27 protein-coding genes are annotated in these 22,958 nt (G+C 60.1%); 13 read left to right on the top strand and 14 right to left on the bottom strand.

The window, feature by feature from the left end:
* Positions 1–55: 55 nt before the first annotated feature.
* Both PSH78_RS06775 and PSH78_RS06770 read right to left on the bottom strand, forming a co-directional pair.
* Positions 56–442 carry a type II toxin-antitoxin system VapC family toxin gene (locus tag PSH78_RS06775; protein WP_305499311.1) on the bottom strand — a complete coding sequence of 129 codons (387 nt, stop codon included), beginning with the start codon at positions 440–442 and terminating at the stop codon, positions 56–58.
* Complete coding sequence (locus PSH78_RS06770) at positions 439–684, bottom strand: type II toxin-antitoxin system Phd/YefM family antitoxin (RefSeq protein WP_305499310.1); 246 nt, start codon at positions 682–684, stop codon at positions 439–441. The genes PSH78_RS06775 and PSH78_RS06770 overlap by 4 nt, the downstream gene beginning before the upstream one ends.
* A gap of 391 nt (positions 685–1,075) precedes the next feature.
* On the opposite strand from PSH78_RS06770, the gene PSH78_RS06765 reads away from it, so the two are divergent.
* A complete protein-coding gene (locus tag PSH78_RS06765; protein WP_305499308.1) occupies positions 1,076–2,065 on the top strand; it encodes a hypothetical protein in 990 nt (329 codons plus the stop codon).
* A gap of 17 nt (positions 2,066–2,082) precedes the next feature.
* Here PSH78_RS06765 and PSH78_RS06760 read toward each other — a convergent pair whose 3' ends face one another.
* Positions 2,083–2,778 (bottom strand): hypothetical protein, encoded by a 696-nt coding sequence (locus PSH78_RS06760; RefSeq protein ID WP_305499306.1) that lies wholly within the window; start codon positions 2,776–2,778, stop codon positions 2,083–2,085.
* Positions 2,779–3,081: 303 nt separating this feature from the next.
* On the opposite strand from PSH78_RS06760, the gene PSH78_RS06755 reads away from it, so the two are divergent.
* Entirely contained in the window at positions 3,082–3,399 is a 318-nt protein-coding gene (locus PSH78_RS06755; protein WP_305499305.1) for a helix-turn-helix transcriptional regulator, read from the top strand.
* 10 nt (positions 3,400–3,409) lie between these two features.
* On the opposite strand, the gene PSH78_RS06750 is transcribed toward PSH78_RS06755, so the two are convergent.
* A complete protein-coding gene (locus PSH78_RS06750) occupies positions 3,410–4,456 on the bottom strand; it encodes an MBL fold metallo-hydrolase (protein WP_305499303.1) in 1,047 nt (348 codons plus the stop codon).
* Positions 4,457–4,645: 189 nt separating this feature from the next.
* Between PSH78_RS06750 and PSH78_RS06745 the strand changes: the two genes are divergently transcribed.
* The gene (locus tag PSH78_RS06745; protein ID WP_305499301.1) at positions 4,646–5,254 is read left to right on the top strand and encodes a TetR/AcrR family transcriptional regulator; all 609 of its coding nucleotides are present in this window, start codon (positions 4,646–4,648) and stop codon (positions 5,252–5,254) included.
* A 3-nt stretch (positions 5,255–5,257) separates the two neighbouring features.
* Here the strand turns inward: PSH78_RS06745 and PSH78_RS06740 are convergent, their stop codons facing one another.
* Complete coding sequence (locus tag PSH78_RS06740) at positions 5,258–6,205, bottom strand: LysR family transcriptional regulator (RefSeq protein ID WP_305499299.1); 948 nt, start codon at positions 6,203–6,205, stop codon at positions 5,258–5,260.
* 14 nt (positions 6,206–6,219) lie between these two features.
* Here PSH78_RS06740 and PSH78_RS06735 point away from each other — a divergent pair, with 14 nt between their 5' ends.
* Positions 6,220–6,930: a CTP synthase gene (locus PSH78_RS06735; protein ID WP_305499297.1), complete on the top strand. Its 711-nt coding sequence runs from the start codon at positions 6,220–6,222 to the stop codon at positions 6,928–6,930.
* Positions 6,927–7,241: an antibiotic biosynthesis monooxygenase gene (locus tag PSH78_RS06730; protein WP_305499295.1), complete on the top strand. Its 315-nt coding sequence runs from the start codon at positions 6,927–6,929 to the stop codon at positions 7,239–7,241. Before PSH78_RS06735 ends, PSH78_RS06730 begins: the two co-directional genes overlap by 4 nt.
* Before the next feature lie 263 nt (positions 7,242–7,504).
* Here PSH78_RS06730 and PSH78_RS06725 read toward each other — a convergent pair whose 3' ends face one another.
* Positions 7,505–7,831: a DUF2025 family protein gene (locus PSH78_RS06725; RefSeq protein WP_305499293.1), complete on the bottom strand. Its 327-nt coding sequence runs from the start codon at positions 7,829–7,831 to the stop codon at positions 7,505–7,507.
* Positions 7,832–8,066: 235 nt separating this feature from the next.
* On the opposite strand from PSH78_RS06725, the gene PSH78_RS06720 reads away from it, so the two are divergent.
* The 3 genes from PSH78_RS06720 to PSH78_RS06710 all read left to right on the top strand — a co-directional run bounded on the left by PSH78_RS06720 (position 8,067) and on the right by PSH78_RS06710 (position 10,823).
* A complete protein-coding gene (locus PSH78_RS06720) occupies positions 8,067–9,194 on the top strand; it encodes a glycerophosphodiester phosphodiesterase (RefSeq protein WP_305499291.1) in 1,128 nt (375 codons plus the stop codon).
* A 122-nt stretch (positions 9,195–9,316) separates the two neighbouring features.
* Entirely contained in the window at positions 9,317–9,622 is a 306-nt protein-coding gene (locus PSH78_RS06715) for a PepSY domain-containing protein (RefSeq protein WP_039758030.1), read from the top strand.
* 178 nt (positions 9,623–9,800) lie between these two features.
* Positions 9,801–10,823, top strand: coding sequence for a transporter (locus PSH78_RS06710; RefSeq protein ID WP_305499288.1), 1,023 nt, complete (start codon positions 9,801–9,803; stop codon positions 10,821–10,823).
* Positions 10,824–11,013: 190 nt separating this feature from the next.
* Here the strand turns inward: PSH78_RS06710 and PSH78_RS06705 are convergent, their stop codons facing one another.
* Entirely contained in the window at positions 11,014–12,639 is a 1,626-nt protein-coding gene (locus tag PSH78_RS06705; RefSeq protein WP_305499287.1) for a methyl-accepting chemotaxis protein, read from the bottom strand.
* A 288-nt stretch (positions 12,640–12,927) separates the two neighbouring features.
* On the opposite strand from PSH78_RS06705, the gene PSH78_RS06700 reads away from it, so the two are divergent.
* The 3 genes from PSH78_RS06700 to PSH78_RS06690 all read left to right on the top strand — a co-directional run bounded on the left by PSH78_RS06700 (position 12,928) and on the right by PSH78_RS06690 (position 14,642).
* The gene (locus PSH78_RS06700; RefSeq protein ID WP_305499286.1) at positions 12,928–13,071 is read left to right on the top strand and encodes a hypothetical protein; all 144 of its coding nucleotides are present in this window, start codon (positions 12,928–12,930) and stop codon (positions 13,069–13,071) included.
* Positions 13,072–13,146: 75 nt separating this feature from the next.
* Complete coding sequence (locus PSH78_RS06695) at positions 13,147–13,359, top strand: hypothetical protein (protein ID WP_305499285.1); 213 nt, start codon at positions 13,147–13,149, stop codon at positions 13,357–13,359.
* A gap of 83 nt (positions 13,360–13,442) precedes the next feature.
* Positions 13,443–14,642: an MFS transporter gene (locus PSH78_RS06690; protein WP_305499284.1), complete on the top strand. Its 1,200-nt coding sequence runs from the start codon at positions 13,443–13,445 to the stop codon at positions 14,640–14,642.
* On the opposite strand, the gene arfB is transcribed toward PSH78_RS06690, so the two are convergent.
* The gene (gene arfB / locus PSH78_RS06685) at positions 14,639–15,052 is read right to left on the bottom strand and encodes an alternative ribosome rescue aminoacyl-tRNA hydrolase ArfB (protein WP_305499282.1); all 414 of its coding nucleotides are present in this window, start codon (positions 15,050–15,052) and stop codon (positions 14,639–14,641) included. The two genes, PSH78_RS06690 and arfB, sit on opposite strands and share 4 nt — an antisense overlap.
* Before the next feature lie 283 nt (positions 15,053–15,335).
* Complete coding sequence (locus PSH78_RS06680; RefSeq protein ID WP_305499280.1) at positions 15,336–16,757, bottom strand: amino acid permease; 1,422 nt, start codon at positions 16,755–16,757, stop codon at positions 15,336–15,338.
* Between the two features lie 657 nt (positions 16,758–17,414).
* Here PSH78_RS06680 and PSH78_RS06675 point away from each other — a divergent pair.
* Both PSH78_RS06675 and PSH78_RS06670 read left to right on the top strand, forming a co-directional pair.
* Complete coding sequence (locus PSH78_RS06675; protein ID WP_003178782.1) at positions 17,415–17,552, top strand: hypothetical protein; 138 nt, start codon at positions 17,415–17,417, stop codon at positions 17,550–17,552.
* Between the two features lie 85 nt (positions 17,553–17,637).
* Positions 17,638–18,603, top strand: a complete 966-nt coding sequence (locus PSH78_RS06670; RefSeq protein ID WP_305499279.1) for a leucyl aminopeptidase — start codon at positions 17,638–17,640, stop codon at positions 18,601–18,603.
* A gap of 225 nt (positions 18,604–18,828) precedes the next feature.
* Here the strand turns inward: PSH78_RS06670 and rluB are convergent, their stop codons facing one another.
* The 5 genes from rluB to PSH78_RS06645 all read right to left on the bottom strand — a co-directional run bounded on the left by rluB (position 18,829) and on the right by PSH78_RS06645 (position 22,954).
* Positions 18,829–20,064: a 23S rRNA pseudouridine(2605) synthase RluB gene (gene rluB, locus PSH78_RS06665; RefSeq protein WP_305499278.1), complete on the bottom strand. Its 1,236-nt coding sequence runs from the start codon at positions 20,062–20,064 to the stop codon at positions 18,829–18,831.
* A gap of 144 nt (positions 20,065–20,208) precedes the next feature.
* Positions 20,209–20,400, bottom strand: a complete 192-nt coding sequence (locus PSH78_RS06660; RefSeq protein ID WP_305499277.1) for a DUF1289 domain-containing protein — start codon at positions 20,398–20,400, stop codon at positions 20,209–20,211.
* Positions 20,401–20,522: 122 nt separating this feature from the next.
* The gene (gene scpB / locus PSH78_RS06655; RefSeq protein ID WP_305499275.1) at positions 20,523–21,482 is read right to left on the bottom strand and encodes an SMC-Scp complex subunit ScpB; all 960 of its coding nucleotides are present in this window, start codon (positions 21,480–21,482) and stop codon (positions 20,523–20,525) included.
* An 11-nt stretch (positions 21,483–21,493) separates the two neighbouring features.
* Positions 21,494–22,192, bottom strand: coding sequence for a ScpA family protein (locus PSH78_RS06650; protein WP_305501191.1), 699 nt, complete (start codon positions 22,190–22,192; stop codon positions 21,494–21,496).
* Between the two features lie 132 nt (positions 22,193–22,324).
* Complete coding sequence (locus PSH78_RS06645; protein WP_305499273.1) at positions 22,325–22,954, bottom strand: L-threonylcarbamoyladenylate synthase; 630 nt, start codon at positions 22,952–22,954, stop codon at positions 22,325–22,327.
* Positions 22,955–22,958: the final 4 nt, after the last annotated feature.

Genomic DNA, 22,958 nt, shown 5'->3' with positions numbered 1-22,958 from the left:
TGTCTTCGGGGGGCGGTCAAAATCCGCCGGTTGTGAACATCAGCATCTCGCCCCCTCACAACCGCGCCGAAACCACCCGCACCCCGTACTGCGGAATAATCCCGTCCGCGGTGACTAACTCCAGTCCTTCCGCCTGAGCCTGGGCAATCAACATACGATCAAATGGATCGCGATGAATTTCCGGTAACTTGCCCGCCTGCTGACCATGGAACAATGAAATCGGCAGTTTGGTAAAACCCTCGTCCTCAACGAGCGCCTCAAGATCCTCTGGAGCTTCAAGCATCCCTTTAGCCTGTTTGATCGATATCTCCCAGATCGAAGCGGCGCTCACCAAGACCTGATTACGTGACTCGCCCATTATTTGCCGAGCTTCTGCGCCCAGAGCAGGATCATCGGAGAGCCACCAAAGGAATGCATGGGTATCTAACAACAGACGCCTCATAAACTGCCCTCAAATCCATCGATGATGTCATCGGGAGTCTTGTCAAAATCCGCAGACATCCGAATCTTTCCTTTTAACCGCCCAGGCTTGCGCGCCCGAGGTGAATCGATATGAGGCAGCAGATCCAGATAAGGCTTACCAGCCTTGGCGATTACAACCTTGTCGCCATGCCATGCACGCTCAGCAAGCTGGGAAAGCTGGGACTTCGCTTCGTGCATATTCACTTGCACCAGTTCATTCATATAGCACCTCCACAGATTAGCTAAGCTAGCCTAAGCCGTGAATTTTAGATAAGCAAGATACCGAGCTAGCCGTTTGTCAAAATGGCGTCTCAAGCCGCAGTCATCAAAGTGGATTGTTCAGCATTTGGGGCGTCACGCCTCCGTCGGACCTTTGTTGCCATCCCGATTTTGTTGTGGAACGGGGGGCCGCTCCGCAGCCCAGCGGGAGCATGCTCCCTCGCCACGGGTTGATGTCAGGGCACAGGTGGGTGGCAGGCTTGATGGTCGGATTGGGGATTGGGCATCGCGAGCAGGCTCGCTCCCACAGAGTTTTGTGGTGTGTTGAAACTTTGGGTGCAGCCCGCCGCTTCCTTCGGTATTAATACACTTCCTCTCACGGACCCGAGCCTCGATGAAATTCGACACTGCCTACTGCCTCAGCCTCGATGCCAAGCTTTCGATCTATGACGTTCGGGATCTGAATTTCGACGAGACCATGGCATTCGACTCGGCCAAGGAGCGCTTTCAGTGCCCCAACGATGTGTGTCGGGCGGCGTTTGATGAGGATAATCGGCTTACGACGTTCAATGCCAAGAACGTCAACTACATCCGCACGCCACATTTCAAGAATCAGCCAACCACCCGGCATATCGAGGATTGCCCGTATGTCAGTCCGAAGACGCCGGGGTTGGATCTGGAGAGTGGCGAGGCAGAAGCGGATGACGGCCGTGAAGAGCATTTCCCGTCGGAGCTGTTGCTGACTCGGCGTGAGTACGTTCGCAAGCCGTCGGATCAGCCGAAGGATGTTGATGCGACTCGGCCCACGTCGAACCTCCCATCGTCCCACGGCGACAACGCCCATTCCGCTCAGGACTCGACGCCCGACAAGACCAGCGTCTTCGCCCACCCGGTGGAGTGTTTCGTCTCGAATTTCGACAACAAGGATCTGCTCAAGCGCATGCCGCTGAAGATTGGCGAGCACACCGCGCCTTACAGTTCCTTTTTCAAGAAGATCGACTTTCTGCTGGATAACAAGGGACTGATCTACTGGGGCAAGATCAAGGAGATCAAGGATTACACCCAAAGCTTTCGCATCGATTTCGAAGCGAAGGTCTGGTTCAAGCAGCCGGACGAGGCGAAGAAAAAGCCTTATTCAGTCAACGTCTACCTGAGCAAGAAACTGATCGATAACTACCGCAAGCGCAAGGCGTTCCTGGCAGAGATCAAGCACGCCATCGACAGTGACGCGCCGTTGTATTGTTTCTTTTATGGCGTCACGCCGGAGCTGAAGCAGGTGCCGAGCAAGAAGAACCCCGAGCAGACGTTCGGGGTGTTCAGTGCCAATATCGAGAACCTGGACCACTTCATTATTCGGGAGGCGCCGGGGTTGACCGAGAAGTAACTTGCAGCACCACGCTTTTATTGCGTCTCTTGAGCAAGTTGCCGTTCGAACGCCCATATTTCCCGTTTCACTTCCATGCGCCGCTCACGCGCTGCCTGGGCGGCCGATTCATCCAAGCCGCCATAACGTCGCAACCAGTGAATAACCATCTCTTCATCCGGGTACTGATAGCCCTTGTATTCCTTAGTGCTTCTCGGGACGTCGTTCATGCTGCCATCGAAGCGGCCCGCAGAGAACTCATCAGAGGGTAACGTGCCCCATTCGGCGGCGCAGTCCTCGAACGTCCAGGAAATCTCGTTGATGTGCTTTTGCGCACCGCGATGGCCGCGTTTGTAAAAAACGTACTCATCGCAACATTTCCCAAAGCGTTCCATCATCGGCTCGCCATCCACCCAGCGAAGAAGATCATGATGCCCCGCGTGGCGCATCAGGCCATTGATCCATCGTTCGGAAAACCGCCGGACAAACCCTTCGATGTCAGCCTTTTTAGCATCGGCGAAAATCATGCAGTAGCGGGTTCGTACGTGGATGACGAACAACACGTGTTTGCGTTGCACACTGATCGCGTGAACCAGCCATTGTTCGTCGAGGTCACCCAGCTCATCGTCCTCGATAACAGGCGATGGTGGTTTTTCCACCGGGGTGATTTTCTTGCCTTTGCTCACACGGCTGAAAAAGTTGCTGGCTGCTTCGGTGCAGTTGAAGATCAACATTTGGGCTCTCGGAAAATGCTGGAAATACTAGGCGTCTTCGGCCCATTCAATCTCGAAGGGTTGGCGAATAGCGTCAGAAATCCTCTCACGTAGCTCCTCGCTCAGAACCGCCAGTTCCTGATCGCTCAGCAGATCATATGCAACCAGCAATCTCAAAGAGTTTCGTCGGGTACTAGGTCACGCCCCGAGCACCCGGCCGGAAATGACCGCTGGTCATTGATCAAGAAAATGAGATTGAAGCGGAGCCAAAACAACTGTACAAAAACACAGTATTTTTTGAATCCACAGCTTTGGAGCACCCCCATGGCCTCTCTCGCAATCAAAACCACCTTGGAACGCATCGCCGTCTATCAATTCACCCCTGCCCACAGCGCACAGGCCCGAGCCATGCTGGGGTGGAGTGTCGAGGAGCTGTCCCGTGAATCCGGCGTCTCGGTCCAGGCCATCCGACGTTTCGAGGCGGGCGGCGAGTTGCTCGATGTCACGCGCCTGGCCCTGGCGTTTCGATTCGAGGCCGAAGGCCTGGTGTTTTTCCCCGGCTTCACTCCTGGGCGCGGCATGAATATCAAGGGCGCTACGCCCAACCCGATGGAGCGGGCGGATTACGCCATGATCGAGTAGCGGCCCGCTCTCACGCCACGCCGGTCTGGTTTTGATAAGCCGAGGGCTCCACGTCCAGCCACCAGGCGCGCCCCCGTTGCGGTTGCGCCAGGTTGAAGGCCTCGCCCATTTGCGGCGTGGTGATGCTGACGTTGCGCTCCCAGGCCAGGGCCAGGATGCGGTCGAAGGGTTCATACCAGGCGTGCATCGCCAGGTCGAACGTGCCGTTGTGGATCGGCAGCAGCCAGCGGCCCTTCAGGTCGATATGTGCTTGCAGGGTCTGCTCCGGCTGCATGTGGACGTGGGGCCAGTCGACGTTATAGGCGCCGGTTTCCATCAGCGTCAGGTCAAAGGGGCCGTATTGCTCGCCGATGCGTTTGAAGCCGTCGAAGTAACCGGTGTCGCCACTGAAGAAGATCCGCGTGGCGCCATCGATCATGACCCAGGACGACCATAAGGTGCTGTTGCTGTCGAACAGGCCGCGCCCGGAAAAGTGCTGGGATGGCGTCGCGATGAACTCGATACCGGCCACCTCGGTGCCTTGCCACCAATCCAGCTGACGCACCTTGCTGGCATCGACGCCCCATTTGATCAGGGTGTCGCCCACGCCTAGAGGCGCGAGGAAGTGCCGAGTCTTGGCCGCCAGCTTGAGGATGGCCTGATGATCGAGGTGGTCGTAATGATCGTGGGACAGGATCACCGCTTCGATCGGCGGCAATTCTTCCAGGCTGATGGGCGGCTGGTGAAAACGCTTCGGACCGGCCCACTGCACGGGTGAGGCACGCTCGGCGAACACCGGATCGGTCAGCCAGAACTTGTCTCGCAGCTTGAGCAGCACCGTGGAATGGCCGAGGCGGAAGACGCTGTGGTTCGGCGCGGCCAGCAGAACGTCCCGGGTCAGCGGCTTGACCTCGATGGTGCCTGCGGGCCGTGTGGTTCGCGGCTTGTGAAAAATCATGTTCCAGATGACGCGCAGGGTCGTACCGAATCCTTCGCGCGGAGTGAAGGCATGATTGCGAAACTTGCCTTGCTCATGCCGCGATGAGGGGTTGTCGGTGCGAAACGAGGGAGTGGTCATGGTGCGATAACTCCAAGGGCGTCAACGCAGATGCGCTTCGCCGTCGTGGGACGCTGGATGGCCGTTGCATGCACGCTCAGCCGTTTGGCAAGTAAATTACACCGCACGGTGTAGTTTCTAGATTGCATGAATCCCGGGAGCAAGTAAACTGCCGAGTGTAATTTCTCCCTTTCCAGCCGACGAGTGCCCATGACCGTACCGCAACGCCTTACCGAGCGAAAACGCGAAGCTATCCTCCAGGCGGCGATTGCCGAATTCCGCAGCAGCGGCTTCGAGATCACCAGCATGGACAAGATCGCGGCGACCGCGGGGGTGTCCAAGCGCACGGTGTATAACCACTTCCCAAGCAAGGAAGAGCTGTTCGCCGAGATTCTCAATCGGTTGTGGAACAGCATCACGGCGGAACAGCTCACGCCTTACAACCCGCAAGCCCCACTGCGCGATCAGCTGCGAACGCTGCTTCAAGCCAAACTGCAGATGCTGGCCGACGAGAATTTTCTCGACCTGGCGCGCATCGCCATCGCCGCCACGATTCATTCCCCCGAGCGGGCCCAGGACATGGTTGCGCGCATGGGCGAGCGTGAAGAAGGCCTGACCGTCTGGGTTCGCATGGCCCAGGCCGATGGCCGGCTGAAACCCGTCGACCCGGCATTCGCGGCCCAGCAGATGCATGGGCTGATCAAGACGTTCGCTTTCTGGCCGCAGATCTCCATGGGCCAACCAAGCCTGGCGCCCCATGAGCAGGCGCAGGTGATCGAATCGGCACTGGACATGTTCCTCGCCTGCTACCAGCGCTGAACCTCAGTTCAGCCGCAGGTTGCGCCCCAGCTCGTCAAACAGCGCAACCACCGAGCGCAACGCGCGGCAATCCGGCCGGGTCAGCAGCCAGAGCGCCGTGTCATACCCGGCCAAAGGCTCGCCAATGGGCGTCAGGCCCTGGTTGCCATCGACCAGGAAATCCGGCAGCGCCGCAACGCCCAGACCGGCCCGCACCAGTTCAGTCACCGAGAGCATGCTGCTGCAGCGATAGGCAGGCACCACGCCTGGCAAGTGCTGGCGGCGCCAGGCAACGGTAGGGTGATCCGGCAGGAAATCGTCCGGCGCGATCCAGGTCATGGCGGCAAGGTCATCCGCATTGGCCGAGGACAAATACGTGGCGCCGGCACACACCCGGTAAACCACGGGGCCCAGTTTTCGACCCACCAGATGCCCCGGCGGCGTGCGGGTCAACCGCAAGGCAATATCCGCATCGCGACGGCTCAGGTTGGCGAAGTCGTTCGTGGTGCTCAGTTCCAGGGTCAGGGCCGGATAGGCGGGCATGAACCGCGCCAACGCGGGCAGCAACAATGCCTGCAGCACCGAGTCGGTACAGGTCAGGCGTACTGTGCCGCTGACCACGTTGCCGCCCTGCTCCACCCCGACACGCGCGGCCTCCAGCGCCTGCTCGGCGCGCTCGGCCTGCTCGGCCAATGCCTGCGCGAGGCTCGTGGGTAAATATCCGGAACGGCTTTTCTCGAACAAGGGCTGGCCCAGCGCCGCCTCCAGACGGCGCACCGAGCGGAAGACCGTCGACACATCCACTTCCAGCAGCCGCCCGGCCCGGGCCAGCGAGCCGCCACGGACCAGCGCCAGGATCAAGGATAAGTCGGGATAACCGAGGCGATATTGCGTCGCTGCATTGAGCACTTGGATAAACGCCAATATTGATTGCGTGAACGCCAATTTATAGTGGCGAGCAGGAATCAACAAGCGGCGAGACTCTCATGGAAAAACAGCGTCCCATCCATATCGCCCTGATCGGCGATCATGACCCGCAAATCACCGCTCACCGAGCGATCCCCCTCGCACTTGAGCTGGCTGGCGAGCGAACCGGCTGTGACATTGGTTTCCAATGGCTGGCCACCGATCTCATCGTCGACGACAAGCTGCTTTATGACTTCGATGGCATCTGGTGCGTGCCCGGCAGTCCTTACCGGAACGAAAGCGGTGCCTTGCGAGCCATCCGTTTTGCCCGCGAGCAGCGGCGCCCTTTCCTTGGCACCTGCGGTGGTTTTCAGCATGCCGTACTGGAATATGCCCGCAACGTGTTGGGTTGGGCCAACGCCGCCCATGGCGAAACTTCTCCAGAGGCGGAACGGGCGCTGCTGACGCCGCTGAGCTGCGCCTTGATCGAAACCATCGACAGCCTTCAGCTCGAAGTGGACTCGCTGATCGCCAAGGCTTATGGCAGCCCGACAGCGTTCGAGGGTTACCGTTGCCGCTTCGGGGTCAATCCGCATTTTGAACAGGACTTGCTGAATGAGCGGCTGCACGCCGTAGCCCGGGATTCGGCCGGCTACCTGCGAGCGGTGGAGCTGCGTGATCATCCGTTTTATGTCGCGACGCTGTTCCAGCCTGAACGTGCCGCGTTGGAAGGCCGGGTGCCGCCGCTGGTCAAAGCGTTTGTCGCAGCCTGCGCGAGGAAAATGCCATGAGCGCCCATTATTACGCAGTGATCTTCACCTCCCTGCGTACCGAGGGGGACCAAGGCTACGCCGAAGCCGCCGAGCGCATGCTCGCCCTTGCCCGGGAGCAGCCTGGATTTTTAGACGTCGAATCGGCCCGTGGCGATGATGGCTGGGGGATCACCGTGTCCTACTGGCGCGATGAAGCAGCGATCCTGGCCTGGAAGCAGCATCCCGAGCACAGCGCGATCCGTGAGCGCGGTCGCTCCACCTGGTACAGCCAATGCCATACGCGGGTGTGCAAGGTCGAACGGGACTATGCCTTCCAACGCCAAACCTGATGCCAGGAAACAAAACACAAAACCTGTGGGAGGAGCTTGCTCGCGATAGCGGCATGTCAGCCACCGCGATGTTGACTGATCCAACGCTTTCGCGAGCAGGCTCGCTCCCACATTGGTCCTCATTGAACCCAGATATCGGGCTCGACCCAAATCCCCTGTGGGAGCGAGCTTGCTCGCGATAGCGGTATGTCAGTCACGGCGATGTTGACTGATCCAACGCTTTCGCGAGCAGGCTCGCTCCCACAAGGACATTGCGGCCAGGTTCAACCGTCGACCAACTGCCGCACCGCCACGATTTCCGGCAAGTCCTGGCGGGCCATGTACACCCGCAGCGGTTCGGTAAGGTTGATCCGGTCGTCGATGTTCTGGTCCAGCAACAGCTGGATTCGCTCGCGCCTGAGCGCCATGGTGCCGTCCGTTACCGGGGCCCAGACAAATTCGCAGGTGGGGATGATGCCGTCGGCGGCCACGTCCATGCCAAAGGAATCTTCGCTGAAACGCACGATGTATTGGCCGGTCTTGCGATTCAGGCCGACGAAGCCCCTGAGCTGGTCGGCGGCCTGGCAGATGAGTGTCGAAGTGGTGCGCATGGTAAACCTCATGGATGCGTCTGGAGGGACGTCTGATCGATGGTTTACACGCAAGGCAGGCGAACAATGAGGTTTCCCTCTGCCGGGGAAACTGGTGACCAAGGGTACTTCAAAGCGGCTTGAAAAAGCGTGGGAAAATTCCTCTCGGATGGATCAATGTCGGTATGGCGATAGCGTCCGCAGCGTTCAATTGTTAAAAGAGAGGTTTTACAGCCCCCACGAAAGGAACTCGAGCATGCCCGTCACCTTTACCCGTAGCGCGTTGATGCTGAGCCTGATGCTCGGTTTCGGCCCGGCACACGCCGCCGAAGTGCCAAGTCCCAAGGCCCTGGCAACCCAGCAGGGCATCCCCCATCCCGCGGTCATCGCCCATCGCGGCGCCTCGTTCGATGCGCCGGAGTCCACCGCCGCGGCCTACAAGCTGGCCCGTGACCTGGGCGCTGATTATCTTGAGCTCGACCTGCAACGCAGCAAGGATGGCGTGCTGTTCGTCCTGCACGACGACAGCCTGCTACGCACCACCGATGTCGCCACCAAGTTCCCCGAGCGCAAGGACAGCACCGCCAACCAATTCACCATGGCCGAACTCAAGACGCTGGACGCCGGCAGCTGGTTCAACGCGGCCTACCCGGAGCGCGCGCGTCCTGCCTTTGTCGGCCTGAAGATCCTGACCCTGGATGAGGTCATCAATATCGCCGAGGGCAACCCGCAACAGAAGCCGGGGCTTTACATCGAAACCAAGGAACCGAAGCTGTTCCCGGGCATCGAGCGCGACCTGAAGGACAAGCTCCAGGACCGTGGCTGGCTGAGCCCGTCCGGTTCCAAGCTGGCCAAGCGCGCCCTCGGTGTGGGCCAGGGCAAAGGCAAGGTGGTATTGCAGACCTTCGAAAAGAGCAGCCTGGAACTGCTGCACAAGGAAATGCCCAAGGTGCCGAAAATCCTCTTGCTGTGGGTCGGCGAAGGCAATATCGAGCCCAAGTCCAAGGTGCCGTTTGCCGAGTCCGGCGAGACCGACAAGGCGCTCTACTACGCGAAACAGGAGCCCAAGGACAAGGCCGAATTCGAAAAATGGGTCCAGTACGCCAAGGCCCAGGGCGCCATCGGCACCGGCCCGTCGGCAGCATTGACCCATGGCGGCAGCCAGAGTTATTCGGATCTGGTGAAACCCTGGATGAACCAGTACACCCATGACCAGGGTTTGCTGGTGCATGTCTATACGGTGGATGAGCCGGTGGACTTCAAGAAAGTCATGGATGCCGGCGTGGATGGCATTTTCACCAACCGGGCCAGCGAATTGCTCAAGTACTTCAAACGCCCTGAAACAGGCAGTGTGACGCAACTTTTGCAGAAGAACGGTTACTGATGGACAGCAGCGGATCGGCGCATCCGCTGCAAGTTTTCCGAATTAAGGGTGAATTAAGTTGCCAGAGATAATCTGAACCCACTTAAACGAATCAACCTTTAACGACACCAAGGAAAGACAATATGAAAACTTTGACTGCCCTGTTCACCGCTGCCGCCCTGACCCTCACCGCCGGCCTGGCCCAGGCTGATGTACGAATCGACCAGGTTCCTCAATTGGTCAAGGACGGCAAGATCAAGTCGCTGGAATCGATGAATGCCGAAGCCCTGAAGTTGCACCCAGGCGCTACCATCACCGATACCGACCTGGACAATCACTTTAATGGCTACGAATATGAAGTGGAACTGAAAACCGCCGATGGCAAAGAGTTCGACGTTGATTTCGATGCAACCACCGGCAAAGTCCTGAGCAATAAACAAGATACTTAATCAGTCGTATAAAGAAGCCGCGCAACTTCCGGTTGCGCGGCTTTTTTGCATCCGAAGGTAAACCGCTGCTGACCCGCCAACCCAGTCCAACCGTCACAAAACCTTCAAACAACCCTGCAATGATGCCGCTAAGTGAACCTGTCATCGCCACGGCAGGCACTCCCGCCAGCGAGCCCGCATGAATCACAGCATTGATCAAAGCCACCGCGATCCGGATCTGTTCGGCCTGCTCTACGGGTTTCGCTTCCGTCCCGGCGAACGCGGGCGAGAGATCGATTCGGCCCAGGCCCTGCGATGCCTGCAGCAACCGGAGGACGCCGACGAATTCCTCTGGCTGCATCTGAACCTGGCTCATGCCGCTTGCGAGCGCTGGATGAAAAACCACCTGGCCTTGCCCGAGGAGTTTTTCGAAGCCCTGCACGAAGGCTCGCGCTCGACCCGCATCGAGCATGTGGACTCGGCCTTGTTGGCCGTGGTCAACGATGTGGTATTCAACCTCAGCAACCTGGTGTCGTCGGACGTGTCCACCTTGTGGGTTTGCGTTCACAGTCGGCTGATCATCAGCGCACGCCTGCAGCCATTACACTCGGTGGACAAGCTGCGTTCGTCAGTCAAGGCTGGCGAGTGCTTCCGTTCGCCGCTGGAACTGCTCGTGCATCTGCTGCGTGACCAGGGCGAAGTGCTGACCCAGATCGTGCGCAAGACCAGCCTCAGCGTCGACCAGATCGAAGACCAGTTGCTGTCCTCGCGGGTGTCCAACAACCGCGCCGAACTGGGTAGCCAACGGCGGATACTGGTGCGTCTGCAACGCCTGCTGGCATTGGAGCCGGGTTCGTTGCTGCGGCTGCTCAATCGCCCGCCACAATGGTTGCAGAAAGAAGACGTCAAGGAGCTGCGCAAATCCACCGAGGAGTTCGCCCTGATCATCAACGACCTCACCGCGTTGGGCGAGCGGATCAAGTTGCTGCAGGAGGAAATCGCCGCCAACCTCAATGAACAGAGCAACCGCACGCTGTTCACCTTGACGGTGGTCACGGTGCTGGCCTTGCCCATCAACATCATTGCCGGTTTTTTTGGCATGAATGTCGGCGGCGTGCCGCTGGCCGATGATGCCCACGGCTTCTGGATTCTCGTCGCACTGGTGGCGACGTTCACCCTGATCGCCGGGCGCTGGGCGTTTCGCAAGCGCCGGGATTATTGAATCGATCCCTGTTTGCCGCTCGTATGAGCTTTTGTGGCGAGGGAGCTTGCTCCCGCTCGGCTGCGCAGCAGTCGTAAGTTTTTTCCTGATGCACCGCATTGAATGGCTAAGGGGCTGCTACGCAGCCCAGCGGGGATAAATCCCCTCGCCACAGGCGTCAATCAGGCCCTATTCCAAACGGTCAACGCACTCAAGCACTCAACCGCGCCGTCACTTCATTCAACTGCCCGGACAACCCGTGCAGATCACGGCTCGCCGCTTCGGTGCGCTGCACATTGTCCAGGTTGGTGCTGGCGATGCAGGTGATTTCCGTCAGGTTGCGGGAGATGTCCTCGGCCACCGAGGTCTGCTCTTCCGCCGCCGTGGCGATCTGGCGGTTCATGTCGCGAATCGCTTCGACTGCGTGGGTGATGCGCTCAAGCATCTCGCCGGCCTGGGTTACCTGTTCGACACTTTCTTCACTGCGCGACTGCCCGCTTTCGATGGCTTGGGCCGCGTCCACCGCCCCGGTCTGGACGGTCTGGATGATCTGATTGATCTCGATGATTGACGAGGCCGTGCGCTGAGCCAGACTGCGCACCTCATCGGCCACTACCGCAAAACCACGCCCCGCCTCACCGGCCCGAGCGGCCTCGATGGCGGCGTTGAGAGCCAGCAGGTTGGTTTGTTCGGCGATCCCGCGGATCACTTCCAGTACCTTGCCGATGCGCCCGCTATCGGCTTCCAGACGACGGATCACCGTGGCCGTGTTGGCAATTTCGCCGCGCATCTGCGTGATCGTGTGAATAGTGCCTTGCATCACTTTCTCGCCCTGCTGCGCCGAATGATCGGCGTCATCGGCTGCCTGCGCCGCATCGGCGGCGTGGCGGGCAACTTCCTGGGCGGTGGCGGACATTTCGTTCATCGCCGTCGCCACCTGATCGGTGCGTTCGAATTGCTCGCTGGTGCCCTGGCTCATCAGGCTGGCGATGGCGTTCAACTCACCGCTGGCGCTGTCCAGCTCGGTGGCGCTGCGTTGCAGGCGGGTAAAGGTTTCGGCAAGGAAATCGCGCAACGTGTTGGCCGCAAGGGCCAGGTCGCCCAGCTCATCCTGGCGCGTGCTCGACACACGCTCGGCGAAACGCCCGCGGCTCAGTTGCGTCACGTATTCGATCAGGTTACGGATCGGCTGCACCAGGTTGCGGTTGACCAGCCACAGGCTCAGCAACCCGATCAGCACTCCCGAGACGAGCATGATCACCGTCCCCAGCAGGATCGTGCGATCGGCACCGGCACTGATCAGCGCCGACTGCTCATCACCCAGTTTGTGCAGCTCGACCACCAGCTCGCTCATCTGCTCGCTGGTTGCACGGTCCACGCCCTTGACCGCGGCATCACCTGCCGCCGCGTCGCCGCCGGCCGTTACAAACGCATCACGACCCTTTTGATAGGCTGCGCCCAGTTGGGCATGTTCGCCTCGCAGGCGCTCGATGCGCGTCTTGATCTGAGCCGGAACACCGCCGTGTTTGATCAGCTCGCCAAGGATCCCCTGGACATCACGCTGACGGTCTTCGAATTGCTTCCAGTATTTCTCCAGGTCCGCCGGCTGCTTGCCACGTAGCAACACGTTTTTCCATTCCTGGACCTGGACCTTGAATTGCAGGTTGGCCTCGTCGATCAATTGCGACGCACGCAACGGCCCGTCGATCAGGTTGCGATAATTCTGGATGCCATCGGAAAGGAAATGGAAGGACGCCAGGGCGATCAGCAGCATTGCCAGCAAGCTGCCGCTCAGCAACGCCAGGATCTGGGCTTTCAGGGATTTTTGTAAAAACATGGAGTCGATCTCTCGGCAAAAAGGACCGTCCATGTCCAGGGTCCACTGTCGCAAATGAGCGTGCGGGATATAGCATGCCATCGGCACGCATGCCCCGCTCTTGAGCCTTGGCGACCACCGGTAATGACGTCGTTTTCCGCCAGTGAACATGACCTGTCCGGACAACTCCTTTTGTCGCTCCGCCTGGATTAAAAAGTCTTTTTGTCATTTCTTCTGGGGTATCCTGCCCACGCTTTGTACAAGCGCGGATCTACCCGATCGATCAACAGACTTTGCGAGGAGCGCGAAATGCACGAGATTCCTAATCTCCCCTTCCCAAGCCTGCACGAACCTGAGCAGACGCCCACGCTACAAGCCGGGGGGCAACCTGACGCCCAGCAACCCGAGCCGCCGCAAGCCACTGAACGCCGCCAGGCCGACAGCGAAGACTGATACACCGGCACCAACAGACTGTGTGGAAAGCGCTAAGATGCGCTTTCCACACCGCCTGAATCCGAGCCCAGCACCATGACCGACGACACCTCCTCCTTCAGCCCGGCCCAGGCCAGCGTCCTGATCGACACCGCCGAGAAAATGGTCGACATCTGGACCCGTCTCTCCCCCGAAAAACAAGCCGCCCTGCTGGCCCGCTTCGGCACGGAAGAAAACGCCCTGGCCGCTCTCGTCACCACGCATCTGGTCGCTGGCAAAACCCCTGGCGAGACGCCGTCCGGCAAATAGTTCTACTTTTCCACGCCCTGCCCACGCGGTCGCCGTTATCATAAGCAGCCTATCTATCCAGCTGCCCCGTGGACCTTTTACCCATGCCAGATTCCCAGCGCCCCTTGGCGGTCACGCTGCAAGTCGTCTCCATCGTCCTGTTCACCTTCATCGGCTATCTGAACATCGGTATTCCCTTGGCCGTACTGCCCGGCTTCGTCCATGGCGAGCTGGGTTTCGGTGCGGTGATCGCCGGGCTGGTCATCAGCGTGCAGTATCTGGCCACCCTCCTCAGCCGGCCTTATGCGGGGCGCATCATCGACAACCTGGGCAGCAAGCGGGCGGTCATGTTCGGCCTGGCCGGATGTGGCCTGAGCGGCGTGTTCATGCTGGTCTCGGCCTGGACCGCGGGCATGCCGGCCCTGAGCCTGGGCAGCCTGCTGGTCGGACGCCTGGTGCTGGGCAGCGCGGAAAGCCTGGTGGGCTCCGGCTCGATTGGCTGGGGCATCGGCCGGGTCGGCGCGGCCAATACCGCCAAGGTGATTTCCTGGAACGGTATCGCCAGTTATGGCGCGCTGGCGATCGGCGCGCCGCTGGGGGTCTGGCTGGTCAGATCCCTGGGGCTGTGGAGCATGGGCGTGAGCATCATTCTGCTGGCGATGCTCGGGCTGGCATTGGCCTGGCCGAAAACCGCCGCGCCGATCGTCACCGGCGAACGCCTGCCGTTCATGCATGTGCTCGGACGCGTGCTGCCGCATGGTTGCGGCCTGGCCTTGGGCTCCATCGGTTTTGGCACCATCGCCACCTTCATCACCTTGTACTACGCCACCCGGCATTGGGATAACGCCGTGCTCTGCCTGAGTCTCTTCGGTGCGAGTTTCATCGGTGCGCGTTTGCTGTTCGGCAACCTGATCAACCGTCTCGGTGGCTTCCGGGTGGCGATCGCCTGCCTCTCGGTGGAAACCCTGGGCCTGTTGCTGTTGTGGCTGGCGCCGGATGCGCAGTGGGCCCTGGCGGGGGCTGCGTTGAGTGGTTTCGGGTTTTCGCTGGTATTCCCGGCGCTGGGGGTGGAAGCGGTCAACCTGGTACCGGCCTCCAGCCGTGGGGCGGCAGTGGGCGCCTATTCACTGTTCATCGATTTGTCGTTGGGCATCACCGGTCCGTTGGCCGGCGCGATTGCCGCGGGTTTCGGCTTTGCCTCGATCTTTCTGTTCGCCGCGCTGGCAGCCCTCGGTGGGCTGGCATTGAGCGTCTACCTGTATCGCCAGGCCCCTCGGTATCGCGAGGAGCGGGACAGGCACTAGAAGTCCACCTTGCCGCGCCCGGCCTTGATCGAGCCGCGCTTGGTCTTGGATTCGAGACGACGTTTTTTCGAACCCAGGGTCGGCTTGGTCGGACGGCGTTTCTTTTCGACCTTGGTGGCGCTGAGGATCAGCTCGACCAGACGCTCCAGCGCATCGGCCCGGTTCTGTTCCTGCGTGCGGTATTGCTGGGCCTTGATGATCAATACGCCGTCGCTGGTGATGCGACTGTCGCGCAGGGCCAGCAGCCGCTCCTTGTAGAACTCGGGCAGCGACGAGCCGGGAATGTCGAAGCGCAAGTGCACGGCGCTGGAAACCTTGTTGACGTTCTGCCCGCCGGCGCCCTGGGCGCGGATGGCCGTCAGCTCGATCTCGGCGTCCGGGATGTGCACGGTGTTGGAAATGACCAGCATGGAATGCGTCCGGTGTCAGGCTCCACAGGATACCGCGAATTCTCAAGACCGCACCTGCTCCCCATGGGAGTGATGGTGACCACACACACTCTGTGAACACTGAAGATCAATGTGGGAGCGAGCTTGCTCGCGATGGCGGTGGATCAGCAGCATAGATGTTGACTGACACGCCGCTATCGCGAGCAAGCTCGCTCCCACAGGGATTTCCCACAGAAGGTTTGTGTGTGTGCCCTTGAAACAACAAACCCGGCACTTGGCCGGGTCTGTTTTACTGGCGAAAAACTTACTTGGCGGCAGCCGCCACAGCCAGTTCGTGCCGGGCACTGCGCTTGTTCTTGATCACGTAGCACACCCACATGAACACCACCCACACCGGAATCGCGTAGACCGAGACCTGGATGCCCGGGATCAGCAGCATCACGCCGAGGATGAACACCACGAATGCCAGGCAGACGTAGTTGCCGTACGGGTACCACAACGCCTTGAACAGCGGCGTCTGGCGAGTCTGGTTCATGTGCTGGCGGAACTTGAAGTGCGAGTAGCTGATCATCGCCCAGTTGATCACCAGGGTGGCAACCACCAACGACATCAGCAACTCCAGCGCATGCTGGGGGATCAGGTAGTTCAGCAGCACCGCCACCAGCGTGATCGCCGCCGAAGCGAGGATCGACCGTACCGGCACGCCACGCTTGTCGATTTTCGCCAGCGCTTTGGGCGCATCGCCCTGCTCGGCCATGCCCAGCAACATGCGGCTGTTGCAGTAGGTGCCGCTGTTGTACACCGACAGCGCGGCGGTCAGCACCACGAAGTTGAGGATGTGCGCCGCGGTGTTGCTGCCGAGCATCGAGAACACCTGCACGAACGGACTGCCACTGTAGGCATCGCCAGAGGCGTTGAGCGTGGTCAACAGACTGTCCCATGGTGTCAGCGAGAGCAGCACCACCAGCGCACCGATGTAGAAAATCAGGATCCGGTAGATCACCTGGTTGATGGCCTTGGGGATCACGGTTTTCGGCTTGTCGGCTTCGGCAGCGGTGAAACCGAGCATCTCCAGGCCGCCGAAGGAGAACATGATGATCGCCATGGCCATCACCAGGCCGCTGACGCCGTTGGGGAAGAACCCACCGTGGGACCACAGGTTGGTAACCGAGGCCTGCGGGCCGCCATTACCACTGACCAGCAGGTAACTGCCCAGGGCGATCATGCCGACGATCGCTACCACCTTGATGATCGCGAACCAAAACTCAGCCTCGCCAAACACTTTGACATTGGCCAGGTTGATCGCGTTGATGAGGATAAAAAACGCTGCCGCCGAGGCCCAGGTCGGGATGTCCGGCGCCCAGTAATGGATGTATTTGCCGACGGCGGTCAGCTCGGACATGCCCACCAGGATATAGAGGATCCAGCAGTTCCAGCCCGACAGGAATCCGGCGAAACCGCCCCAGTATTTGTGCGCGAAGTGACTGAAGGAACCGGCCACCGGCTCTTCGACAATCATTTCGCCCAACTGGCGCATGATCATGAACGCGATGAAGCCGCAGATTGCGTAGCCGAGGATCATCGACGGGCCGGCTGATTTCAGCACCCCCGCCGAGCCGAGGAACAATCCGGTACCGATTGCGCCACCGAGGGCAATCAGTTGGATGTGGCGATTTTTCAGGCCGCGCTTCAGCTCGCCTGAGTGCGTATTTTCTACAACGGTCATGCGTCACCTATTTGTTTTTATCTGTGACGAAATCGGACCCGACACGCTTGTGGCGTGGCGGAGTGAACAAGGCGGATAACCTTGAAAGTGCGTGGGTACGCGAAGGGTCACAGTAAAACGCGGCGCATTGTACACTGCAGTACCTTCGCTGCCAGACACCAGCAGACCAGCGTTTCACCCCGCACTTGAGGTCTGGCGCGCATCTGACCCTTCCCGCGGGCTTGAAACAAGCGCTGCGAAGTATCAGAAAACGCGTCAAGCCGAGCCACTCGGCAGCTTTTCCTTACAGCCCTCCCAAATACCGATACCGGTTCGCTCGACCGGTCAAAACCGTCAGTATTCCTTTACAAGCCGTAACGCAAACTTTCCATGCAGGAAGTTTCCGAAGGATGACTGCAAATTGACGGTAGCTAGCTACCTAATAAAAAACCGCCGCCAGCCGGCTGTTTTTCAATAGCTAATTTGCCGCGAAAAAATAGAACAAAAAGTTCAAACGAAAAAAATAAAATATTTTTTTGCATTCCAAAAAACCCTCGACTAGGTTTTCAGCCACTTGCCCAGGCATCGTGCCGGCGAGTTTTTGCGGTGCCGATTCAGTTGGGTTCTGCCCGCCGGATCGGCCCGCGTTTTCCGCAAAAGTCATCTAGGAGATTCACTATGCAAGCACTGGACAAAGACTTGGAAACCGAACTGCAACTGGATGAATGGTTCGAAGCGCCGACCCATGAAGCCGCCGTTGAAATGATGCAAGCCGACGCCGTTGTGCCGTTCGGCACGGCAATGTGGCCTCTGTAAGCGCTACCCGGCGGAGCTGATCCGGCCGGTCGGCTCCGCCATTTGCCGCGAGGGACGCCACATCAATCGCCAAGGAAGAATAAGCATGGACACCCAACGAGCCATCTCTCATTTCCTTTACTACCTCGAACATCATCCCGCCCTGGCCGGCATCCAGCCCGCCAAGGTGTTGCTCGGCCACACGGCCGACTACGAAGCCCTGACTGGCGCAATCGCCGAACAGGCCGGCAGCGGCTCGCCGTTCAGGTTCAGCGCCATGCGCCTGGATCTCGAGCCTACGGAGCGCCTGTCCCAGGCAATTGCCGACAGCGACCTGTACATTTTTTTCTATGACTCTTCGACCTTGCCCAATCCCCGCCCCGACGGCCCGGACTTTGTCCGTGCGCTGCAAGGCGTGATGGCGGAAAACTGGAAGAAATCGCTGCTGTTCAAGGATTACGGCGAATATTTCTACGACACCTTCAGCGTCATTCCGCAACGCATCGCCGGGCTCAACAGCCACCTCATCCGCCGCATGTCCCAGGCCACGACGTTGAGCTTCGAGGATGAGCACGGCTCGTATTTCGACACGGCGCTGAACAGCGTCAAGAAGTGGACCGATATCAATGGCGTCGGCAACTACGACCTGGCCCCAGGCGAAATCGCCACTCACAGCGACACCATCAATGGCCGGGTGAAATTTGTCGGCACGTTCCTCAGCACGATTCCCTTCGCGCGCAAGTACGGAGTGTTGCAATCGCCGCTGGAGTTGTGGATCGAAGATTCCACGATCCAGAAAATCGCCACCGACGTACCGGGCCTGGAACACGACTTCAACAAGTACCTGGACGCCAACCCGTCCAACCGCCGCATCGAGGAACTGGGCATCGGCACCAACGAAGGGGTCAAGGGCCTGTACGCTCGCAATGCCGGTTTCGAAGAGCGCCATTGCGGCTTGCACCTGGGGCTCGGTGGCGGGGCCAAGGGTAGCCATCACCTGGATCTGATTTTCCAGGGGGGTGTGCTGGCGTTGGACAAGGAGCCGGTGTTTGATGGGCGGTTTGTGCTTTAGGCTGGATCTTCTGTGAAGCTGATGGCGCCATCGCGAGCAAGCTCGCTCCCACAGTTTGAACTGCGGTGAATACCCAGTTTGTATTCGACGCAATCCCTGTGGGAGCGAGCTTGCTCGCGAAGGCGGACTCGACTGCACCACATCACTAAAGCCAGACCAAAAAAAACGCCAACCCAACGGTTGGCGTTTTTTCTTGCAGCTAGAAGCTTGTAGCTCGCAGCTGTATTACTCCGGCTTACGACGCCCAAACCCCGGACGCTGCCCCGAACCTGCCGGCGCGCCACGGCGCTTGCCCGACGGTGCATCGCGGTCGGCCAGGATGATACCCGGGCGTTTTTTTGGCGCCGGCTTGGCCGGACGCTTGGTGTCGGCCGGACGATCAGCGACCGGCGTCCCACGACCCGCCGGAGCACCGCGACCTTCGCCGCGCTCGGTACGACCGTTGGCCGGACGTGGCGTACGCGGGCCGCGCTCGCCGTCCTGACGTGGCGCAGGCTTGCGGGCCGGACGCTCGCCTTCGATCTGCGGTTCACGGGAAGGACGCGGGCCAGTCGCTGCGCCATCGGCCGCCGGACGCAGCGTACGCACGCGCTCGGTCTTGCCCATCGGACGCGAGGACTTGCGCTGCATCCGCTCCAGCTTGTCCTTGCTCTTGGCGGTCATCTGCGGCATGGAGACAGGCTTGAGGCCCACTTCGGCCGCGAGGATGTCGACTTCCTGCTGGGTCATTTCACGCCAGCGGCCCATCGGCAGGTCGGAGTTGAGGAACACCGGGCCGAAACGCACGCGCTTCAGGCGGCTGACCACCAGGCCCTGGGATTCCCACAAGCGCCGCACTTCACGGTTACGGCCTTCCATCACCACGCAGTGGTACCAGTGGTTGAAACCTTCACCGCCCGGTGCCTGCTTGATGTCGGTGAAACGCGCCGGGCCGTCTTCCAGCACGACGCCGGCCTTGAGGCGCTCGATCATCTCGTCATCGACTTCGCCACGCACGCGGACAGCGTATTCGCGGTCCATCTCGTAGGATGGGTGCATTAGGCGGTTGGCCAACTCACCGTCAGTGGTGAACATCAGCAAACCGGTGGTGTTGATGTCCAGGCGACCGATGTTGATCCAGCGGCCTTCTTTCGGACGCGGCATCTTGTCGAACACCGTCGGACGGCCTTCCGGGTCGTCACGGGTGCAGATTTCGCCGTCGGGCTTGTTGTACATGATCACGCGGCGCACCGTTTCGGCTGCCTCTTCGCGCTTGATCACCTTGCCATCGATGGTAATGGCGTCGTGCATGTCGACACGCAGGCCCAAGGTGGCGTCTTTGCCGTTGACCTTGATGCGGCCCTGGGTGATCCAGGCTTCCACGTCACGGCGCGAACCGACGCCGATACGGGCGAGGACTTTTTGCAGTTTCTCGCCTGCTGGGCCGATTTCCTGGCTGTCGTTCTGGTCTAGGTCTTTCATTTCTGGGCACCTCCCGGTGTGGTCGAGTCAGGCTTGGCCTGACACTTTGAAAACGGGTCTTTCGGCGAAGGGATCGCCAAAGGGTCGCGAATCATACGCTCGTTGAAGGATTCGCGCATCAGAGACTAGCTGATGGAAACGCGCTCAGCGCTTTTTCCGCCGACCGGTGGCACCCAGCTTGATCAGGCGCAGCGCCGCTTCGGCCAGCACGGCGCGCTTGTCGTCCTTGTCGAGTTTTTTCCAGGCCTTGATCTCGCGCTTGCTGCGTCCGCAACCGATGCAAATATCTTCGTCGAACTTGCAGAGGCTGATACAGGGGTCTTTGGTGGAGCTCATGATTCACCCGGGATTTTGTGTGGGAGCGAGCCTGCTCGCGAAGGCGGTGTATCAGTCAAACTGATGCTGACTGAGCTGACGCTTTCGCGAGCAGGCTCGCTCCCACAAGGGAAGGAGGTGTGTCAGTCGTCGAACTGGCGCCGTTCGTTTTCGATCGCTTCGGCCAGGGCGCGGGCCTCGGCTTCTTCGTCGCTCAGCTCGGGTTCCGGCGGCTCGAGGGCGGCGACGGCGGCGAGCAGTTTTTCCCGGGCTTGGGCAACGCCGAGGATGTCTTCTTCAGGTTCCGGTTCCCATTCCGCTTCGGGCTCGGGTTCCACCGCACTATCGGGCTCCGCCAGCCCATCCGGCTCACCTTCAGGATCAGGAGCGTCACGCAGCAGGTCATCGAAGTCGGTCTTCAAGCCCTCCTCCATGGTGTCCAGCTCCAGCAACAACGAGTGGAAACTGGTCTCTTCCTTCGGCTCTTCGGGCTCGGCGCTGGCATCGGCCAGTTCCTGCAAGGCCTGGGGCACCGGGGCGTCGTCGAATTCGAGCATCGGCTCGGGCTCCAGCTCCCGCAGTTCGGCCAGCGGCGGCAGATCGTCGAGGTTCTTCAGGTTGAAGTGATCGAGAAACGCCTTGGTGGTGGCGAACATCGCTGGCTTGCCCGGCACGTCGCGATAGCCGACGACGCGGATCCACTCGCGTTCCAGCAGGGTCTTGACGATGTGGCTGTTGACCGCCACGCCACGCACATCCTCGATCTCGCCCCGGGTGATCGGTTGGCGATAGGCGATCAGCGCCATGGTTTCGAGCATCGCGCGGGAATAACGCTGCGGCCGCTCCTCCCACAGGCGCCCGACCCAGGGGGCGAATTTTTCGCGGATCTGCAAACGGTAGCCGGACGCTACCTCCTTGAGTTCGAAAGCCCGCCCTTCGCAGGATTTACCCAGCAGCGTCAGGGCTTTCTTGAACACGGCAGGCTCAGGCCGCTCGCCTTCTTCGAAGAGTTCGAACAGACGCTCCATCGACTGTGGCTTTCCAGAGGCCAACAGGAAAGCTTCAAGCAAGGGCGCCAGTTCACGGGGTTCGGTCAGATTCATCGGTTTGCTCGTTATTCGGCTCGGGCTCGCACATGGATCGCTGCGAACGGCTCATTCTGCACCAGCTCGACCAAGGATTCCTTGACCAATTCCAGGACCGCCATAAACGTCACCACCACGCCCAGCCGCCCTTCTTCGGCGGTGAACAGCTCGACAAAGGGCACAAAACTGCCGCCCTTGAGCCGTTCCAGCACATCGCTCATGCGCTCGCGGGTGGACAATGCCTCACGGCTGACCTGGTGACTTTCAAACATGTCGCCCCGGCGCAGGACCTCGGCCATGGACATCAGCAACTCTTCCAGGCTCACGTCCGGCAGCAATTTGCGCGCCCGCGCCTCGGGGGCGTCGAGCTTGGGCACCTGCACATCGCGCCCGACCCGACTCAAGCCGTCGATGCCTTCGGCCGCGGCCTTGAAGCGCTCGTACTCTTGCAGGCGACGGATCAGCTCGGCCCGGGGATCGTCCTCTTCCGCCTCGACCTCGGCCGAGCGCGGCAGCAGCATGCGCGACTTGATCTCGGCCAGCATGGCCGCCATCACCAGGTATTCCGCCGCCAGTTCCAGGCGCACCGACTGCATCAGCTCGACGTAGCCCATGTACTGGCGGGTGATTTCCGCCACCGGGATGTCGAGGATGTTGATGTTCTGTTTGCGGATCAGGTACAGCAACAGGTCGAGCGGGCCTTCGAAGGCTTCGAGGAAAACTTCCAGCGCATCCGGCGGGATGTACAGGTCCAGGGGCATTTCCATGACCGCCTGGCCATAGACCATGGCGAATGGCAGCTCCTGTTGCGCGCCGGCCTGGCTGTCGACGTTTTCGACCGCGGTTTCCACAACCGACATTCAGGCCTCGACCATGAACGGCGTCGGATCGCCGCAGCCGACGCGTACCACTTGTGGTTCGCCGTCGGCCAGGTTGATCACCGTGGACGCCTTCATGCCGCCGTAACCGCCGTCGATGATCAGGTCGACCTGATGCTCGAGCAGTTGGCGCATTTCATAAGGGTCGGTCAGCGGATCGGTCTCGCCAGGCATGATCAGCGTCACGCTCATCAACGGCTCACCGAGTTCCGCCAGCAGCGCCAGGGCAATGGGATGGCTGGGCACTCGCAGCCCGATGGTGCGCTTCTTTGGGTGCAGCAACAGCCGCGGGACTTCCCGGGTGGCATTCAGGATAAAGGTATAAGGGCCCGGCAGATGGGCCTTGAGCAGGCGGAAGGTGCCGGTGTCGATCTTGGCGAACAAGCCCAACTGCGAGAGATCGCTGCAAATGAGCGCGAAGTTGTGTTTGTCGTCCAGCTGACGCAGGCGTCTTACCCGCTCGACCGCATTTTTATCGCCGATCTGGCAACCAATGGCGTAGGACGAGTCGGTGGGATAGACCACTACGCCACCGCCACGGATGATTTCCACAGCCTGTTTGATCAGGCGCGCTTGCGGGTTTTCCGGATGAATCTGGAAAAATTGACTCACGTGT

The sequence above is a fragment of the Pseudomonas sp. FP198 genome (assembly GCF_030687895.1).
In the GTDB taxonomy this organism is placed as follows: Bacteria; Pseudomonadota; Gammaproteobacteria; order Pseudomonadales; family Pseudomonadaceae; genus Aquipseudomonas.
The sequence above is the reverse complement of the archived record's forward strand: the minus strand, read 5'-3'. Positions and strand labels throughout refer to the sequence as shown.